We start from the raw sequence: 17,191 nt of genomic DNA, 5'->3' as shown, positions 1-17,191 counted from the left end.
TCCCGCACGGCGAAGCGCCCGTCCCCTCAGTTGGGGGACGGGCGCTTCTGCGCGTTCGGGGTTGGGGCTATGGCCGCCGGGCGACCTCGGCGACGAACGCCCGCCAGGCCAGCGGCCCGAAGACCAGCGCCGGCCCTTCGGGGTCCTTCGAGTCCCGCACACCGACGATGCCGGGCAGGTTGTCGGCGACCTCGACGCAGTTGCCGCCGCCGGAGCCGCTGCGGGTGGACTTGCGCCACGTAGCGTCGATCAGGTCCATGACGTCACCACTTCCTTCATCAGATCCAGCGACTGCCGGCGGGGTAGCGCCTCGCTGCGAACCATCTCCCACCTCGACATGAGGGTATCCACATCGTCGTCGCGGTCGATGACGACGCCGCCGAGTTGGTTCTCCATCTCGGCCACCCACTTGTGGTCGGGCAGCCGGGCCAGGCTGAACGGCCCGGTGAGGCCGACGTGCATGCTGACCTCGTCCGGCAACACGTGAACGCTGATGTTCGGTCGCTCGGCGAGGGTGGTCAACTGCTTGATCTGCCCCGCCATGATGTCGCGGAAGTCCGCGCGGGCACGGCGGAGCACCGCCTCGGCGATGACGGCGACGAAGTGCGGGGCGTTCGCCTTCGTGAGGGTCTCCTGCCGGTCCATCCGGTGGGCGAGCCGCTTCTCGACCTCGTCGTCGCTCAACGTGTCGTTGCAGCGGATGACGGCGCGACCGTAGCTCTCCGTCTGGAGCAGGCCCGGAACGAGGCTCGGCTGGAAGCACCTGAGCTGCGTCGCCGTGCGCTCGGCGTCCAACCACGGCAGGAACCAGGATGGTGCCCCCAGCTTCGCGACCATGCGCTCGAACAGGCCGCCGTTCTTGAACGCCCGGTCGGCGCCCTTGATGAAGTCCAACGTCAGCGCCCGCGTCTCGCTCTCCACGGCGCTGACATGGGAGGCGCTGAAGCCGGCACCCCGACCGAAGGCGTCCTGGGTCATCCCGGAGGCCCCTCGGGCGCGGCGAATCTCGGCGACGATGAACGCGGCGAGCGGGTGCGGCAAGTCGGCCATTCGGTATTCCCCCACAACTACTCACACCGCTATCCGGCGTGGAGAGCTTTGTCAGCTCGCCCCGCACGGGCGGGCATCGCCTGAGCGTAGTTGCCCACCGAGCGGAGTGTCACCAACGGCGCGGCTGGTGGGAGGACTCGAAACGCGGCGGCCCCGTTCGCGCCGGGGCCCGTGCAGATCTTGGACACTTTCCGTTACGCCGGTTGAGCCCGCCGGCGTAACGGAAAGTGTCCAAGATCTGGTGGCGAGGAGGGGCTCAACGGCGAGGGCTGTCCGACGTCGGCGGTGGTGGGCCAACCGGGTTGCCCGTTCAGGACAACACCGGCCACCCGGGTCGGTTAGCGGACATCCACCGGGCCGGATCACGACAGCGTTCCCACCACCTGCGGCGCAGGCTGGCCGGGATCTGTGCCGACCGTCGGCACCTGGAGGAGGCTCGCGGCCCATGGGCGTACCCCGCGCAGGGACTGTGGTGCTCGCCGGCGGTCTCGCCGTGCTGCTGATGGTTACCGCGGCCGGGTGCAGACGGTCGCGTCCGTCGCCGACGCCGTCCAGCGGCACGGCGACGGTCGGTCTGACCGTCAGCGCCGGGCAACCGTCGTACCGGGTGGGTGAGCAGATCAGTCTGCGGCTGAAGCTTGTCAACAACCGCGACGCCGAGTGCCAACTCAGTCGGGTGCCGGACGGGGCGGTGACGGTCATGTCGTTGGCCCGCGACGGCACGGCGGTGGCGCCCGCGGTTGGCGGCGCCGCCTACTACCGGGACTTCACCGCGTACCTCGTCGAGAACCTGGTACGGGTGCCACCGCGTGGGTCGGTGGAGCTGACTCTGGGCAGCGACCCGCAGAGCCCGGTCGGCGCGGCGTTGGCCACCTCCGCGCCGGACGGGCGGGGTGGGGCCACCGTGACCTGGTGGCCGGTCGACCAACCGGGGGCGTACCGGCTGGTGTTGGGCTACCTGCGGGCGCCGCTGCGCGGTGTGCCGGCGGATGCCTGCGCCGCGACGGCCGAACAGGGCACTGTCGCGTTCGAGGTGAGGAGCCGATGACCGGGATACGCGTGATCCGGACGGGCGTGGTTCTGGCGGGCGTCCTGGTGCTGATCGCCCCACAGTCGGCGTCCGCCGTGGTCAGCGTCAACGCCGACCTGCAAACGGAGTACGCGGGCTGCGTCGGACAGATCCGTAGCTCTGGCAATGGCGCCGTGCTCGACGAGCTGGAACGCTCCGGCAAGCAGATCAAGGTGCGCAGACCCATCTTCGGCTCGGAGAGCAGCACCACGACGTACGTCCCGGGTAGTGACGTGCAGATCAACTGGGTGCCGGAGAACGACGGGCGGAAGCTGGACGACGAGGGTTCCGGCTTCACCGAGGACCAGTGCGCCACCCTCATCCACGAGATGAACCACGCCCTCGACGAGGTGAACGACACCGACCGGGGCCAGTTCTGCACGCAGGGCGGTCAACAGGCGAGCACTGTGGATCCCGCCGAGGTGCACGCGGTGTTGGCGGAGAACGCGTATCGCAAGGCGGTCGGTGTGCCGCTGCGCCCCTCGTACAGCGGTCAGAAGCTGCCGTCGAACGGCAAGGACTGCGACAAGCCCAGGCCCCGACCACCCGGCGGTGGTGGTTGTTCGATCTCGGTGATCGGCAAGGGTTACCGGTGCGCGAACAGCAACGGCGACCCGCACCTGCTCACCTACGACGGTCTGCGGTACGACTTCCAGGCCGCCGGGGAGTTCGTGCTGACCCGCTCGACGACAGACGGCTTCGAGGTCCAGGTACGACAGGCGATGTTCCCGGCCAGCTCGGTGGTGGCCGTCAACTCGGCCGTCGCGGCTCGGGTGGCCGGCGACCGGGTCGGTGTGTACGTCACACCGGACGGCCCGGCGGTCCGGGTGAACGGCGCCGCGCCGGTGTCGGCGCCCGACGGGGTGAAGCTGCCGCGCGGCGGCACCGTCACCTCCTGGGGAGACGGCACTGTGACAGTGGAGTGGCCGGACGGCGCCCGACTGACCGCGCAGCCGATCGGGGTGTGGGGGCTGAGCGTGAGCGTCAGCGCGCCCACCGCCCGGGCCGGGACGCTGGAGGGTCTGCTCGGCGACCACGACGGTGACCCCGGCGACGACCTGACGGTGCGCAACGGGAAGCGGGTGGCGCAGCCGCCCACGTTCGAGGCGCTGTACCCCGGCTTCGCGGACAGTTGGCGCGTCGAGGCGCAACGGTCGCTGTTCGACTACGAGCCGGGGCAGAACACCGGCACGTTCACCGACCGGCGCTTCCCGGACCGACTGCTCACCGTCGGGGACCTGCCCAACCGGGCCACCGCCGAACTCGTCTGCCGGCGGGCCGGTGTCACCGATCCGCAGATCCTCGCCGACTGTGTGCTCGACGTCGGCCTCACCGGGCAGGTGGCGTTCGCCGAGGACGCCGCCCGCGCGCAGCGCGACGCGCCCGCTGCCGGTGACGTCGACCTGGCGGTGACCCGGGCCGGTGCCACGGCAGCGATGAAGGTGCCGGGCCGGGCCGGCCAGAAGATCTTCGTGGAGGTGCCCGCCGCCACAGTGCCGGATCGCTGCGGTGTGTTGCTGCTGCTCGACCCGCAGGGCCGTCAACTGGCGACCGGATGCGTCATCTCCGGCATCGGCTTCATCGACACCACCACGTTGACCGCCACCGGCGACCATCAGGTGGTGCTCGACCCGTGGGATGCCGACCTCGGTCGAGCGACGGTACGGGTCGTTGCGGTGACCGACGAGGAGAAGACCCTCACGCTGGACGGGCCGGCGGTCCGGGCGACGCTCGCCCAACCGGGTGCGGTCAGCCGCCTGTCCTTCGACGGCCGCGCCGGTCAGAAGGTCTTCCTCCAGGTCACCGACGCCACACTGCCGGACCGGTGCAACCTGCTGCGCCTGCGCGACCCGGCCGGCGAACAGGTGACCAGCGGCTGCGTGATCGGCGGCCAGGGGCATGTCGACGGGTTCGTCCTGCCGGCCACCGGCCGGTACGTGCTGGAGGTCGACGGGACCTCCACCGACACCGGCTCGGCGAACGTGCGGCTACGCGACGCCACCGACGAGCAGCGGGAGACAGTCGCGGATGGACGCGCCAACGCCCTGTCGGTCAGCCGCCCCGGTGCGGTGAGCCGTCTGCGGTTTCCCGCCGACAGCGGCAAGCGCCTCACCGTCGAGGTGAGCGCCGCCAGCCTGCCCGACCGGTGCGGGATTCTGCTCCTGAACAGCCCGGCCGGCGACGCGGTGGGAAGCGGCTGCGTCATCGGCGGGACGGGGCGGTTCGAGACGGGTCCGCTGCCGAAGAGCGGCACGTACACCCTCGTGCTCGACCCGTGGGCGGACGACACCGGCTCGGCCACGGTCATCATCCGCCAGGGGCGCTGACTGCGGCGGCTGTTGTGGGGGCCGGCCCTTCCCGGAGAGCGTGATGCCTGTGAGTCATCTTGATGACCCACAGGCATCACACACTTCGGGGATTGCGTCAGGGGCCAACCCGAGCCGCCCTGACCATCGACGCGCCTGACCAATCGGTCAGCCGGTGGCGCAGACGGTGCCGTTGAGGGTGAACGCCGTGGGCAGCACGTTCGGTCCGCCGTACGCGCCGACGAAGCCGGCGCTCACGGTGCCGCCGGCGGCGATCTGCCGGTTGTCGGTGGTGGGCGTGACCCGCACCGCGGTGCCGACCTGCTCCCAGGTGGCGCTCCAACCGCTGCTCACCTGTTGCCAGCCGGTGGGCCAGGTCCAGGTGAGCGTCCAGCCGTTGATCGGGCTGGACCCGTTGTTGATGATCTCGACGCCACCGATGTAACCGTTGCCCCAGTCGTTGTTGGCGCTGAAGCGGACGGTGCACGCACTGGCGGCGGGGCTGCCGGTAGCGAAGGTGAGCGGCGGTGAGGCCCAGGAGACCCGTCCGGCGGTGTCGCGGGCCAGCACGTTGACGGTGTACCTGCTGCCCGGCACGAGGTTGTCGACGGTGAACGAGGTGGTCGTCGTCTCGCCGAGCTGCTCGCTGACCGCGCCGTGCTGCCGGTGCACCTCGTACTTGGCGATCGGGCTGGCGCCCGGGATGGACGCCGGCCAGGTGATCGTCGCGGCGCGGTCGGTGACACCGCTCGCGGTCGGCTGGCCGGGCGCCGCCGGTCGTCCGGCGGTCGCGCCGGCCGGGCGCAGCACCAGCGTGGTCAACGAGTACGCCGGCAGCGTCCGGCTGGTCGCCGAGCCGGACTGGCTGGTGGCGATGCCGGTGGCGCCGTTGGTGAGGGTGGACACCGTCGGCGCGACGGCCGACGGGGTGAACCCGGCGTAGTCGATGGTGACCGGGTGGTCGTTGTCCGGGTCCTTGTTCACCAGCAGCACGGCGAGGTCACCGTTGCTCCGGCGGACGGCGTGGGCGGTGACCAGGGGCTCGTCGGTGCCGGCGCGAACGAACTGGTCGCCTGTCTTCGCGAAGAGCTTCATCATGCTGAGCCCGTGGTACGGCGCGAACGGTGTGTTCAGCGACGGTTGGCAGACCGAGCCGTCCTCGGTGCAGGCCCCGCTGGAGAGCATCCCGAAGTCGCCGTAGTCGGTCTGACCGGCCACCTGCGTCACGGTGCCCATGCCGTTGTGCACGTTCCACCAGTGGGCGGTGAAGACGCCGTTCTCCAGCAGACCGCTGTAGACGTCGGCCAGGAACAGCGCGGCCGGTTGGGTGTTCCGGCCGGCGTCGACGTTCAGCTCGGTGAAGCTGATGCCGATGCGGTCGGCGTTCGGGCCGCCGTACCGGGCGAGCTGCTGCCGCAGCAGATAGGTGGCGTCGGGGAGGTGGTTGACGCGGGCCAGCGACTCGGCGGCGGTGCCGCCCGGGTACCAGTGCACGTCCACGAAGTCGATCTTCGGGCCGGCGATGGAGAGCACCGTCTGGTTCCACGGGCCCGGATCGCTGCCGGCGGTGATCCCGTCCGGCCAGTTGCCCGGCATGGTCAGCACCGCTCCGACCTTGATGCTCGGGTCGACCGCCTTCATCGCGTCGGCGTACTCGACGACCAGCCTCGCGTACTGTGTGGCGCTCTTGTCGGGGTGGTCGTCGGCCTCCCACGCGGACCCGTAGTGGCCGTTGCCGTAGTTCTCGTTGCCGACGGTCCAGTAGCGCGCGTCGTAGCCCTTTGTCACGTTGGCGTACCGCACCCAGTCGGCGGCCTCGGCGGGTGTGCCGGTGCCGTAGTTCGCGATGATCATCGGCTGCGCGCCGACGCGCCGGACCGCCGACATGAAGGTGTCGAAGTCGGTCCCCGGCGCGACGTAACCGCCGGGCGCGGTGTGGTCCTTCCAGTGGTAGATGTCGGCGTACGAGCCGCCGGGGTAGCGCATCATCTGCACGCCGGCATCTTTGAGCAGGTCCGACGTCTCGGCGGTGCCGAGGTTCGTGTCCCAGATGGCGTGGTTGACGCCGAGAGCGGTGTCCGGCACGGTCGCCAGTCCCGCGCGGGTGTTGACGGTAACGGTGACCGGGTCGGCCGCCGCGCTGGCGGTTGGTGGGTTGACGCCCGCGAGCGCGCTCGCGGCGAGCAGCAGGCCCGCCAGGAGTGCTGTTCGGGTCTTCGTTCTACGCATGGGCGGGGTTCCTTCACGCAGATGAGCCGCCCGGCCGGTCACTGTGCGACCCGGGGACGGGCGATCTCGTGGACGGCGGACCCTGGTTGGTCCATCGCTCGTGTCACCGTCCCCCGAGATCACATCTGGATCCCGGTTGCCCAGTGGACGGACGTCAGCCCCGCGCGCGGCTCTTCATCGACGTACCACAATGGCACTGTCGGTTCGACAATCTCAAGGTGCGTCAGTGAACGCTCGACACGAGATCGATAGACGTCATACGTTACGGCTTGACGAACGGCATGTTATCGCTCACAGTCGATGCGGGGCGATCAGCGTCAGTGGCTCACCGGAAGGCCCCCTCGCTGGTCTGACCTCGGTGGTCAGCACCGCCGGGTCCCCGACTCACGACTTGAGGAACCGCCGATGAGATCAAGGATCGCACTGTTGGCCGCCGCGCTGGCGACGGCCCTGGCGACGATGACGGCCGTGGTCACGGTCGCCACCCCGGCGTCGGCCGCGACGCTGACCCAGGTGACCAACTTCGGCACCAACCCGACGAATCTCCAGATGCACCTGTACGTGCCGGATCGGGTCGCGGCCCAGCCGGCCCTGCTCCTCGCCCTGCACTACTGCACCGGCAGCGGTCCGGCGGTGCACAGCGGCTTCGGCCTGAGCACCCTCGCCGACCGCTACGGCTTCATCGTCATCTACCCGTCGGTGACCCGGAGCAGCAAGTGTTGGGACGTCTCGTCACCGCAGGCCCTTCGGCGCGACGGCGGCAGCGACCCGGTGGGCCTCAAGTCCATGGTCGACTACGTCCGGAGCCGCTACCCGGTCGATGCCGGCCGCATCGGCGTGGGTGGGTTCTCCTCCGGCGCCATGATGACCAACGTCATGGTCGGCCTCTACCCGGACCTGTTCCACGCCGGGTTCAGCTCCTCCGGGGTCCCGTTCGGGTGCTTCGCCACCACCAACGGCGCGGAGTGGAACAGCGAGTGCTCCGGCGGACGCATCGTCAGGACCGGGCAGCAGTGGGGTGACCTGGTCCGCAACGCCTACCCCGGTTACTCCGGCAAGCGTCCCCGATTCCAGATCTGGCACGGCACCACGGACACCACGCTGAGCTACGTCAACTTCGGCGAGCAGATCAAGCAGTGGACCAACGTGCAGGGCGTGTCGCAGACCCCCAGCTTCACCGACTCCCCGCAGACCAGCGCCACCCGTACCCGGTACGGGGGCGCCGGCGGCACGGCGCCCGTCGAAGCGATCAGCTTCCAGGGGTACGGCCACTCCATCCCGTTCGACGCCGCGCAGGCCATCCGGTTCCTCGGCTTCGACACCACGAGCCCCACCACCCCACCACCCGGCGGCACGTCGGCGCCGCTGCGCAACACCGGTGCCAACCGCTGCCTCGACGTCCCGTCTCGGTCGCAGACCAACGGCACCCAGCTGACGTTGTGGGACTGCAACGGCGGCACCAACCAGCAGTGGACGTCGACCGCCGCGAAACAACTCCAGGTGTACGGCACGAAGTGCCTGGACGCCGAGGGCGCCGGGACCTCGCCGGGCACCCGGGTGATCATCTGGGATTGCACCAGCGGCACCAACCAGCAGTGGAACGTCAACACCGACGGCACGGTGACCGGCGTGCAGTCCGGCCTGTGCCTGACGCCCAACGCCGCCGGAACCGCCAACGGCACCCCTGCGGTCCTGTCGAGCTGCAACGGCACGAACAGCCAACGGTGGACCCGAATCTGACGCGGTGACCGACGGCGGCGTACCCCGCCGTCTGCTCGTGCGGGTGGCGTCCCGCTGCTCGGGCCCGGACTCCGAACAGCGGGACGCGACCCGGCGGCCAGGGCTGGGGCCGACGGTCGCCATCAGGGCGGCCCAGGTTCGGGCTCCTGGCCAGCGGCGTCCGCTGGGCAGATGAGCGGACCGGTTGTCGTCGCACGACTGTCCCGGTTGCTGCGGTGCCCTGGAATCCCGGTGGCCGTTCATGCCTCGGCCGCGTGGCGCGCGGGTCGCCCGGTGGTGGTCTCGGGCCGTCTCGCGCCGGCCACGTGCCACCCGCCCCACGCCACGATCGTCGTCCAGCACGCCCCGGGCCAATGGCGACAGCTCCGTCACAGCGGCCCGAAGTCCGTCGAGGATCGACGACTGTCCGTCACGTTAGCGCTAACAGTGAGCGATTGTCCATAGACAATGATCTTCGTTCCCTGGTCAGGATGGTTCGCGGGTACGCCGACGACAGTCGTGGGCGCGGGCGGAATAGCCTTGCGGCATGCGGGGACGATTCGGCGCGGCCAGACGGTGGTACGGGGAGCACCGGCTCGTCCGCCGTACGGTCCTCGCGCTCGCGGTGGGGGTCTTGGTGCTGACCGGCGGCACGGTGGCCAGCGTGACGTGGATCCGCGACACGGCGGAGGGCCACCTCTACGGCGAGGCCGAGGTGCCGGACGCCCCGGTCGCCCTGGTCCTGGGCACCAAGGTGGACGCCGACGGCACGCCCTCACCCGTCCTCACCGCCCGGTTGGAGATCGCGCGGCGGCTGTTCGACGCCGGCAAGGTGCGGGCGATCCTCGTGTCGGGCGACAACATGAACGCCGACTACAACGAGCCCGCCGCGATGCGGAACTGGCTGGTGCAACGGGGTGTACCTGCGCACAAGGTGGTGCCGGACTACGCCGGCTTCGACACGTACGACTCGTGTGCGCGCGCTGAGCGGATCTTCGGGGTGCGGCAAGCCACTGTGGTGACCCAGACCTTCCACCTTCCGCGCGCCGTGGCGCTGTGCCGGCGCCTCGGCATCGACGCCAACGGCGTGGGCGACGACAGCGCGAAGCGGTACGCCCAGACGTGGTGGTTCAGTTCGTCCCGGGAGAACGGCGCCTGCCTGAAGGCCGCGCTGGAGCTGCTCTCCGGTCGGGACCCGGCGCACCTCGGCCGCCGGGAGACGGGCGTCGACGACGCGTTGCGTGTCGGCTGAGGGAGGTCACGAGCGTGGTGGTGCGGCGCTGTCGCGGACGATGAGTTCCGTGGCGAGTTCGATCCGGTGGCTCTCGGTCCTCTCGCCGGCGGCGAGGCGCAGCACGGTCCGCGCGGCCAGCATGCCCATCTCGGCCAGGGGTTGCCGGACGGTGGTCAGCGGTGGCGAGCACCAGCGCACCTCCGGCAGATCGTCGAAGCCGACCACGCTGACGTCGTCGGGCACCCGCAGACCCCGTTTGCGGACCGCCTCGTAGACGCCGAGCGCCATCTGATCGCTGGAGGCGCAGATGGCGGTGGGCGGGTCGGGCAGGGCCAGCAGTTGGGTACCGGCGGTGAAGCCGGCCTCGTGGTAGAAGTTGCCGGGGCGGATCAGGGCGGCGTCGATGGGGATCCCGGCGGCGCCGAGGGCGGCCCGGTAGCCGTCCATCCTGGCCCGACTGCACATCAGGTGCGGTGGGCCGGCGATGAAGCCGATGCGGCGGTGGCCGAGGCTGATCAGGTACTGGTTGGCGCTGAGGCTGCCCGCCCAGTTGGTGGCGCCGATGGTGGGTGACTCCTGCGGGTCGACCCCGGCCGGGTCGATGATGACGACCGGCAGGTGGAGCCGGCGCAGCTCGGCCTGCAACGGTGGGTTCACCATCGAGGTCACGAAGATGATTCCCTCGGTGGAGCGCGTCCGCATGTTGTCGAGCCACTGCTTGGCCGAGGAGATGCGCCAGTGGATGGCCGACACCACGGTGCCGACGCCACTGGTCTGGCCGACGTCCTCCACCCCACGGATGATCTCGACGGCCCACGGGCTGTCCAGGTCGTTGAAGACCAGGTCGATGAGGGCGGCGTCGGTACGCCGGGACGGTGAGCGGCGGCGGTAGCCATGCCGGTTCAGTAGCGCCTCGACGCGTTCCCGGGTGTCGGGGGCGACGTCGGAGCGGCCGTTGATGACCCGGGAGACGGTGGGCACGGAGACTCCGGCCAACCGCGCGATCATGGCGATGGTGACGTTTCGGCCGTTCTCCGTGCCCACGGTCCCCCCTGCGGAGCTATGGATCTCCGAAACTTTCAACGCTTCGCCGATAATGCCGATCGATGGCCGGCACGCTACGAGCTGTTGTCCCAGCGGTCAAGACCTCTGTCCTATCGCGAAAGGACCGGCTAGCGTAAGCACGGCTTCCAGTGATCCGGGACCACGATTTCCGGAAGTTCCAGATACCGCGTGGGGCTTCACCGGGGCATTTCTCGGCCTGTGGGCGCAGGACCTGGGCGGCGACGACGTACACGCCGACTTCGACCTGGCCACCTATCGGGAACAGTGACCACGCGGACGGCACTCGTCGGGTGCCGTCCGCGTGCCCAATCGTCCTACTTGGCCTGGGCGGCGACCGCCCGCAGTTGGCCGAGAGTGGTGCGGAAACCGTGGCCGGACGCGGCCGGGTCCTCGGCGTTCAGCCCGCTGACGGCCATGGTCTGCGAGCGGGTCGTGGCGACGGCCTCCGCGCCGGACCCGTTCAGGTCGAACACGCCGAAGTCGCCGCTGAGCGTCCGGAACGTCGGGGCCGCCGGGTCCTGGGCGAGGTAGAGCACCACGACCTGGCCGGCCTCGAGCTTCGACATGTGCGTCATGTCCGGCACACCGGCGGGCAGCGAGGCGAGCGTGATCCGCGCCCCGGCCCGCACTGTCGATCCGGTCGTCGCGCGCAGCACCTCGTCGACCCGGAATCCGGCCGCCTCGACCTCACCGCGTACGACCAGGTCCGCGGTGTCGCTGAGCTGCCGCACTGTGGCGTACCCGCGCAGCTTGCCCTTGACCGGCGGGGGCGCGACCTCGGTCGGCGTGGCCGCGCTGCTCGGGGCGGCGCTGCTCGGGGCGGGCGCGGCGGCCGGGCCGGCGCCACCGCCGCTGCCGCAGGCGGACAGGGCCGCGGCGGCCAGCACGGCGGCGGCCGTGGCCCACAGCGGCCGGGTACGGCGAAGGTCGACTGCCATGGAACGCTCCTCGCGTCTCGGTGCCGTCCCGGGCCGTCTCGCTCGGAACGCGGCACTGCTTACGCCTTCTATCTGTGCGTCCCGGGCACCGAGTTCCATTCTTTTTTTCGCGCTCAGCTTTGCGGGGGTTCAGCGGCGCTCGCGCGCGAGCTGACGAAGCTCGGCCAACGTGGTGACGAACGCCCGACCAGCCGCGGTGGCGTCCTCGGTACGCAGACCGGTCACCGACATCGCCGGTGACCGGCTGGCGGCCGTCTCCCCGGCGAGGTCGAAGATCCCGAACTCGCCGCCGAGCGGGTGGTAGACGCCCGCACCCGGGTCAGCGGGGCCCAGGTAGAGGACGCTCGGTCGGCCGGCCGGCCCGGCCAGCTCCGCGGCCACCGTGATCTCGGTGGGCACCGAAGCGCCCGGGACGCGGTAGAGCACCTCCGCCACCCGGTAGACCGCCCGCCCGCCCGTCACCGTCGCCACCTCGCCGCGGACCACCAGGTCGGCCGTGTCGGTGAGTTGGCGCACCGTGCCGTACCCACGATTCTTGGCGGCCGTGCCCGGCGGCGCCGCCCGAGCGGCCGGACGGGTCGCCTCGGGTGACGGGAGCGCGGCCGGGGGCGCGTCGCCGGACCGGGTGGCGAGCCCTCCGCCGATCCCCGCCACGACCACTACCAACACGGCCGCCGCGAGCGCGGGCCGCAACGGCACGAAAGCCCTTCTTCGGGTACGCGGCTCCTGCGTGATCGCCGCCAGCAGGCGGCCCCGGTGCAGCTCGTGCCGACCCGCCGGCAGGTCGTGGTCACCGGGGTGGGGGGCGATCTTCGCCCACTCGGCCGGGTCCGGCGCGCTCACTGGCTGCCCTCCCGCACGAGCGAGGCGTCCACGACCGCCGGCCGCGCGACGCGCGGCGGGGCGTCGACGAGGGTACGGAGCCGGGCGCGGGCCCGCGACAGCCGGGAGCGCACAGTGCCGACCGGAACGCCCAGCGCCTCCGCAGCGGACTCGTAGTCGAGGCCCTCCCACAGGCACAGGGTCAGCACCTCGCGCTCGGGTCGGCGCAGCCGGGCCAGCGCGTCGATCGCGGCGGCGATGCGTCGGCTGTCGTCGAGTCGGCCGGCGACCTCGTCGGCGTGGTCGGGCACTGTGAAGTCGGCGGCGAGCAGCGCGGCGGCGACCCTGCGGTAGCGGCGGTTGCTGCGGGTGTGGTTACGGGCCTCGTTGGTGGCGATGCCGAGCAGCCACGGCCGCAGCGACCCGCCCTCCTCGCTGACCCGCTCCCGGGAACGCCAGGCCTGCAGGTACGTGGCGGCCATGACGTCCTCCGCCGTGGCCCAGTCGGCGGTCAGCCGGAACGCGTGGTTGTACACCGACCGCGCGTACGTGTCGAACAGCTCGGCGAACGCGCCGGGGTCACCGGCTCGCACCCGAATGCGCAGACTCGACTCCATGACCATCTTCTGTCCGTCGGACGGTGCTGGTTCCGACGGACCGGCCCGTTGATCAGTTGCGGCCACGACGATAGCCACCGGCAGGTACGTTCCGCCAACGACGGGATGAACAGACGCCGTCACGCCTCGCGGTCGTCGATTGACGAGGAATCGACGTACTGGTATCTGTTAATACAGTTTCCTATGCTCGCGGGTGCCCGCCGGGGCCGAACCGTCGCGCCGGGCCACCGACCGGCTGGCGGCACGCCGCCCCTTCCCCGAGGAACACCCATGGTTCACAAGAGAACAGCCGCCTACGTCGTGGGCACCCTGCTGATCGGCGTCGCCGCCGTCGGCTACGGCCTGCCGTCGGCGAGCGCCGCGACCGCCGGTCCGATCACCGGCCTCGGCGGCAAGTGCATCGACGTGGCCGGCGCCAGCTCAGCCAACGGCACGCCCGTCCAGCTCTACGACTGCAACGGCAGCGCAGCCCAGACGTGGACCGTCGGCAACACCGACAACTCGATCCGGTCACTCGGCAAGTGCCTCGACGTGACCGCCGCGTCGACCACCAACGGCGCCAAGGTGCAGCTGTACGACTGCAACAACACCGCCGCGCAGAAGTGGACCGCCAGCAACGGCGCGCTCGTCAACTCCGGCTCCGGCAAGTGCCTCGACGTCACCGACCGGAGCACCGCGAACGGCGCCCGGTTGCAGATCTGGACCTGCGGCGGCACCACGAACCAGCGGTGGACCCTGCCCGGCGGCGGCAGCACCCCCACGCCCACGCCCACCACCCCGACCGGCACCAACCTCGACGACCCGGCGAAGAAGAACGTCGCCATGCAACTCGTCTCGGCCGCGGAGAACTCCTCGCTCGACTGGCGCGCGCAGTTCTCCTACATCGAGGACATCGGCGACGGACGCGGCTACACGGCCGGCATCATCGGCTTCTGCTCCGGCACAGGCGACATGCTCGAACTGGTCGAGGCGTACACCCGCACCAAGCCTGGCAACGTGCTCGCCGGCTACCTGCCGGCGCTGCGCAACGTCAACGGCACCCCGTCGCACGCCGGCCTCGACCCCAACTTCCCCCGCGACTGGCGGAGCGCGGCCACCGACTCGGTGTTCCAGGCCGCCCAGGAGGCCGAACGCGACCGGGTCTACTTCAACCCATCCGTACGCGACGGCAAGAACGACCAGGTCCGGGCGCTCGGCCAGTTCGCCTACTACGACGCGGCGGTCATGCACGGGTACGAGGGCATGCGCCAGATCCGCAACCGCGCCCTGAACCGGGCCAAGCCGCCAGCCCAGGGCGGTGACGAGCGGACCTGGCTCAACGCGTTCCTCGACGAGCGGGTCATCGAGATGAAGAAGGAAGTGGCCCACTCGGACACCTCCCGCGTCGACACCGCCCAGCGGGTGTTCCTCAACAACGGCAACTTCAACCTGAACACGCCACTGGTCTTCGCCGTCTACGGCGACCAGTTCCGCATCGGCTAGTTCGGAGCCCGCAGACGCTCAGGGCGCCGCCTCGCGGCGCCCTGAGCCGTGCTCGGGACCGGAAGCAGCCTTGCCTTGACGCTGACGACAAGGTTTAGCCTGGTCGCGACAGGCTGGTCGAGGAGGTCTGATGCTGATCGGCGAGCTGGCGGAACGAGCAGGCACGAGCACTCGAACGCTGCGCTACTACGAGGCCCACGGGTTGGTACACCCGCAGCGCTCGGCGAACGGCTACCGCGTCTACGACGAGGCGGAGCTGCGGGTCGTCCGGGAGATCCGGGCGCTGCTCGACGTCGGCTTCGGCCTCGACGACGTCCGTCCGTTCGTCGCCTGCCTGCGAGCGGGTAACGCGTCCGGCGACGTCTGTCCGGATTCGGTGCTGGTGCTGCGACGCAAGCTCGCCGAGGTCGACGACTACCTCGATCGGCTCGGAGCGGTCCGTCAGCAGTTGCACACCCAGCTCACCCACGCAATCGCGCACCGGGAGGAAACATGCCCCAGGAGACGAGCGTCAGCTCCCTGATCACCGTCACCGACGACACGTTCGCCGAGCTGGTGCTGGCCAGCGACCGGCCCGTTGTCGTCGACTTCTGGGCGGAGTGGTGCCCGCCGTGCAAGATGATCGAGAAGAGCCTCGTCGAGCTGGCAGGGGAATTCGGCGATCGGATGGCGATCGCCAAGCTCAACTCCGACGACAACCCGCAGGCCACGCGGCGCTACGCAGTCATGTCCCTGCCGACGCTGCTGGTGTTCCGTGGGGGCGAAGTCGTCGGCTCGGTCGTCGGGTCCAGGCCGAAACTCCACCTGCGGCAGAGCCTGACCATGCACGCCGGCCTGTGACCGTCACCGCCGGTCGAGTGCCGCCTCCTGCTGTGGAGCGTGGCGACGGTGGTCCTCACGGTGGCGGCACGGGTCCTCGCCGGGCGGGTGGTGGAGACGATTGCCGATGGCGCCGACATCGGCGTCGTGATCTGCGGGTGAACTGACCCCTGCTGCTGCGGCGGTGTCCTCGACCCATACGGCAGTCCCAACCGCCGCCCGGGAGGAGTCCAGCACCGGCGAGTCTCCGGCGACCAGCCGGCACATCGATCATGGTGACTGAAAGTGTCGTACACCTGTTCTAGCGTCGGGTCATGCTCAAGGAGTTGGCGCAGGCAGACGATGCGGTCGCCGCCTGCGCTGATGCCGCCGCCTGGGCCCTGCCGGAACACGAGCTGATCGGCGCGCTCGACGCCGCGCACCGCCTTCAGCAACGCCTCGCCGCCGTCGCCCTCACCCTCATCCGCGAGATCGACGGCCGCGGCACCGCCCGCACGCACGGCGCCTCCAACACCGCGGTGTGGCTGCGCGAACGACTGCGACTCACCGTCCCGGCCGCCCGCCGCCTGATCGACCTCGCCACCGCCCTCGACACCGGCAACCCCGGGATACGACAAGCCCTCGCCGACGGACACATCACCCTGGACCAGGCCCGGGTCATCGCCGACACCGTCGACACCGTGAACAGGTCGGCCGACGCCGAGACCGCCGACAAAGCCCTCGGTGTGCTCGTCGCCTGGGCCAGCCAGTTCGACCCCACCCACCTACGCACACTCGGCACCCGCATCCTCGACCACGTCGCCCCCGACATCGCCGACGCCGCCACCCACGCCGCCCTCGACGCCGAAGCACGCCGCGCCACCCGCGACCGGCACCTCACCCTGTCCGAGCAGACCGACGGCCGACTCCGGCTCACCGCCACCCTCGACGCCGAAACCGCCGGCCTGTTCCGCGCCGCCATCGACCCACTAACCGCACCCTCGGGACCAGACGACACCCGCTCCCCCGGACAACGCCGCCACGACGGCCTCGCCGAGGTGTGCCGCCTCGCTCTCCGGACCGGCGAGCTGCCCGACAGCGGCGGCGATTCCGCTCAGATCGTCGTCACCACCACCTACGACGCGCTGACGGCGAAGCTCGGCGCCGGCACCCTCGACACCGGTCTGCAGCTCACCCCGGACACGGTGCGTCGGCTCGCCTGCGACGCCACCATCCTGCCCACCGTCCTCGGCGGCACCGGCCAGGTCCTCGACGTCGGGCGACAACGCCGCCTCATCACCGGGCCGCTCCGACGAGCCCTCGTCCTGCGCGACCGCGGCTGCGCGTTCCCCGGCTGCGACCGACCACCGCGCTGGTGCCAGGCCCACCACATCCACCACTGGGCCGACGGCGGCACCACCAGCCTGGCCAACGCCGTCCTACTCTGCGGCCACCACCACCGCCACCTGCACCACAACGACTGGACAGTGCACCTGGCCGGCGACGGCCGTCCCGAGTTCGTCCCGCCGGCCTGGCTCGACCCCGAACAACTCCCCCGCCGCAACCACTACCACCGACGAACGTAGAGGGCTGCCAGCCGAGAACGATCAGCCCCTGTCGGGTCGACACCGTCGTCCACCGCACACCGCACACCGCCTGAGGCATCCTAGGAGGCTGGTTGGCCAGGGGCCCGCCGCGAAGGCCGAAGCGCCGAGTGGCGCGTCCCCGGGCGCATGCCGGCTGAGTCGAGAAGAAAGCTGATCGCAGCGGCTCGCACTGACCCGCAGCAGCTCACGACGATCTGTGCCGGGCCGCAACGCCGCATCGGCCTGCGAGCCAGGTGGCGGTGTCGTCGGCCAGCA

16 protein-coding genes are annotated in these 17,191 nt (G+C 70.7%); 9 read left to right on the top strand and 7 right to left on the bottom strand.

All coding sequences use genetic code 11. The features are described 5' to 3' along the window. Positions 1–67 precede the first annotated feature (67 nt). Positions 68–259, bottom strand: coding sequence for a DUF397 domain-containing protein (locus tag OG598_RS07415; RefSeq protein ID WP_328653688.1), 192 nt, complete (start codon positions 257–259; stop codon positions 68–70). Next, complete coding sequence (locus OG598_RS07410) at positions 250–1,050, bottom strand: helix-turn-helix domain-containing protein (protein WP_328653687.1); 801 nt, start codon at positions 1,048–1,050, stop codon at positions 250–252. The genes OG598_RS07415 and OG598_RS07410 overlap by 10 nt, the downstream gene beginning before the upstream one ends. Before the next feature lie 445 nt (positions 1,051–1,495). Between OG598_RS07410 and OG598_RS07405 the strand changes: the two genes are divergently transcribed. After that, positions 1,496–2,098, top strand: coding sequence for a hypothetical protein (locus tag OG598_RS07405; protein WP_328653686.1), 603 nt, complete (start codon positions 1,496–1,498; stop codon positions 2,096–2,098). Continuing rightward, complete coding sequence (locus tag OG598_RS07400; RefSeq protein ID WP_328653685.1) at positions 2,095–4,446, top strand: VWD domain-containing protein; 2,352 nt, start codon at positions 2,095–2,097, stop codon at positions 4,444–4,446. The genes OG598_RS07405 and OG598_RS07400 overlap by 4 nt, the downstream gene beginning before the upstream one ends. 147 nt (positions 4,447–4,593) lie before the next feature. Here OG598_RS07400 and OG598_RS07395 read toward each other — a convergent pair whose 3' ends face one another. Further along, positions 4,594–6,654, bottom strand: a complete 2,061-nt coding sequence (locus tag OG598_RS07395) for a cellulose binding domain-containing protein (protein ID WP_328653684.1) — start codon at positions 6,652–6,654, stop codon at positions 4,594–4,596. A gap of 405 nt (positions 6,655–7,059) precedes the next feature. Between OG598_RS07395 and OG598_RS07390 the strand changes: the two genes are divergently transcribed. Continuing rightward, the gene (locus tag OG598_RS07390; protein ID WP_328653683.1) at positions 7,060–8,394 is read left to right on the top strand and encodes an extracellular catalytic domain type 1 short-chain-length polyhydroxyalkanoate depolymerase; all 1,335 of its coding nucleotides are present in this window, start codon (positions 7,060–7,062) and stop codon (positions 8,392–8,394) included. A 526-nt stretch (positions 8,395–8,920) separates the two neighbouring features. After that, positions 8,921–9,625, top strand: coding sequence for a SanA/YdcF family protein (locus tag OG598_RS07385; protein WP_328653682.1), 705 nt, complete (start codon positions 8,921–8,923; stop codon positions 9,623–9,625). Between the two features lie 6 nt (positions 9,626–9,631). Here the strand turns inward: OG598_RS07385 and OG598_RS07380 are convergent, their stop codons facing one another. Beyond that, complete coding sequence (locus OG598_RS07380; RefSeq protein WP_442931462.1) at positions 9,632–10,615, bottom strand: LacI family DNA-binding transcriptional regulator; 984 nt, start codon at positions 10,613–10,615, stop codon at positions 9,632–9,634. Here OG598_RS07380 and OG598_RS07375 point away from each other — a divergent pair. After that, positions 10,566–10,940, top strand: a complete 375-nt coding sequence (locus OG598_RS07375) for a hypothetical protein (RefSeq protein ID WP_328653680.1) — start codon at positions 10,566–10,568, stop codon at positions 10,938–10,940. The two genes, OG598_RS07380 and OG598_RS07375, sit on opposite strands and share 50 nt — an antisense overlap. A 46-nt stretch (positions 10,941–10,986) precedes the next feature. Here the strand turns inward: OG598_RS07375 and OG598_RS07370 are convergent, their stop codons facing one another. The 3 genes from OG598_RS07370 to OG598_RS07360 all read right to left on the bottom strand — a co-directional run bounded on the left by OG598_RS07370 (position 10,987) and on the right by OG598_RS07360 (position 13,049). Next, entirely contained in the window at positions 10,987–11,610 is a 624-nt protein-coding gene (locus OG598_RS07370) for a hypothetical protein (RefSeq protein WP_328653679.1), read from the bottom strand. 129 nt (positions 11,611–11,739) lie between these two features. Then, positions 11,740–12,453, bottom strand: coding sequence for a hypothetical protein (locus OG598_RS07365; protein ID WP_328653678.1), 714 nt, complete (start codon positions 12,451–12,453; stop codon positions 11,740–11,742). Continuing rightward, positions 12,450–13,049, bottom strand: coding sequence for an RNA polymerase sigma factor (locus OG598_RS07360; protein ID WP_328653677.1), 600 nt, complete (start codon positions 13,047–13,049; stop codon positions 12,450–12,452). The genes OG598_RS07365 and OG598_RS07360 overlap by 4 nt, the downstream gene beginning before the upstream one ends. 270 nt (positions 13,050–13,319) lie before the next feature. On the opposite strand from OG598_RS07360, the gene OG598_RS07355 reads away from it, so the two are divergent. From OG598_RS07355 to OG598_RS07340, 4 genes are all read left to right on the top strand, one after another. Beyond that, entirely contained in the window at positions 13,320–14,531 is a 1,212-nt protein-coding gene (locus tag OG598_RS07355) for a chitosanase (protein WP_328653676.1), read from the top strand. Between the two features lie 130 nt (positions 14,532–14,661). Further along, a complete protein-coding gene (locus tag OG598_RS07350) occupies positions 14,662–15,054 on the top strand; it encodes a MerR family transcriptional regulator (RefSeq protein ID WP_328653675.1) in 393 nt (130 codons plus the stop codon). Further along, positions 15,024–15,371, top strand: coding sequence for a thioredoxin (trxA, locus tag OG598_RS07345; protein ID WP_328653674.1), 348 nt, complete (start codon positions 15,024–15,026; stop codon positions 15,369–15,371). Before OG598_RS07350 ends, trxA begins: the two co-directional genes overlap by 31 nt. Before the next feature lie 293 nt (positions 15,372–15,664). Continuing rightward, on the top strand, positions 15,665–16,915 hold the full coding sequence (locus OG598_RS07340; RefSeq protein WP_328653673.1) for an HNH endonuclease signature motif containing protein: 1,251 nt from the start codon (positions 15,665–15,667) through the stop codon (positions 16,913–16,915). The last annotated feature ends 276 nt before the right edge of the window (positions 16,916–17,191 follow it).

This window comes from Micromonospora sp. NBC_00330 (genome assembly GCF_036136635.1).
Classification (GTDB): Bacteria; Actinomycetota; Actinomycetes; order Mycobacteriales; family Micromonosporaceae; genus Micromonospora; species Micromonospora salmantinae.
The sequence above is the reverse complement of the archived record's forward strand: the minus strand, read 5'-3'. Positions and strand labels throughout refer to the sequence as shown.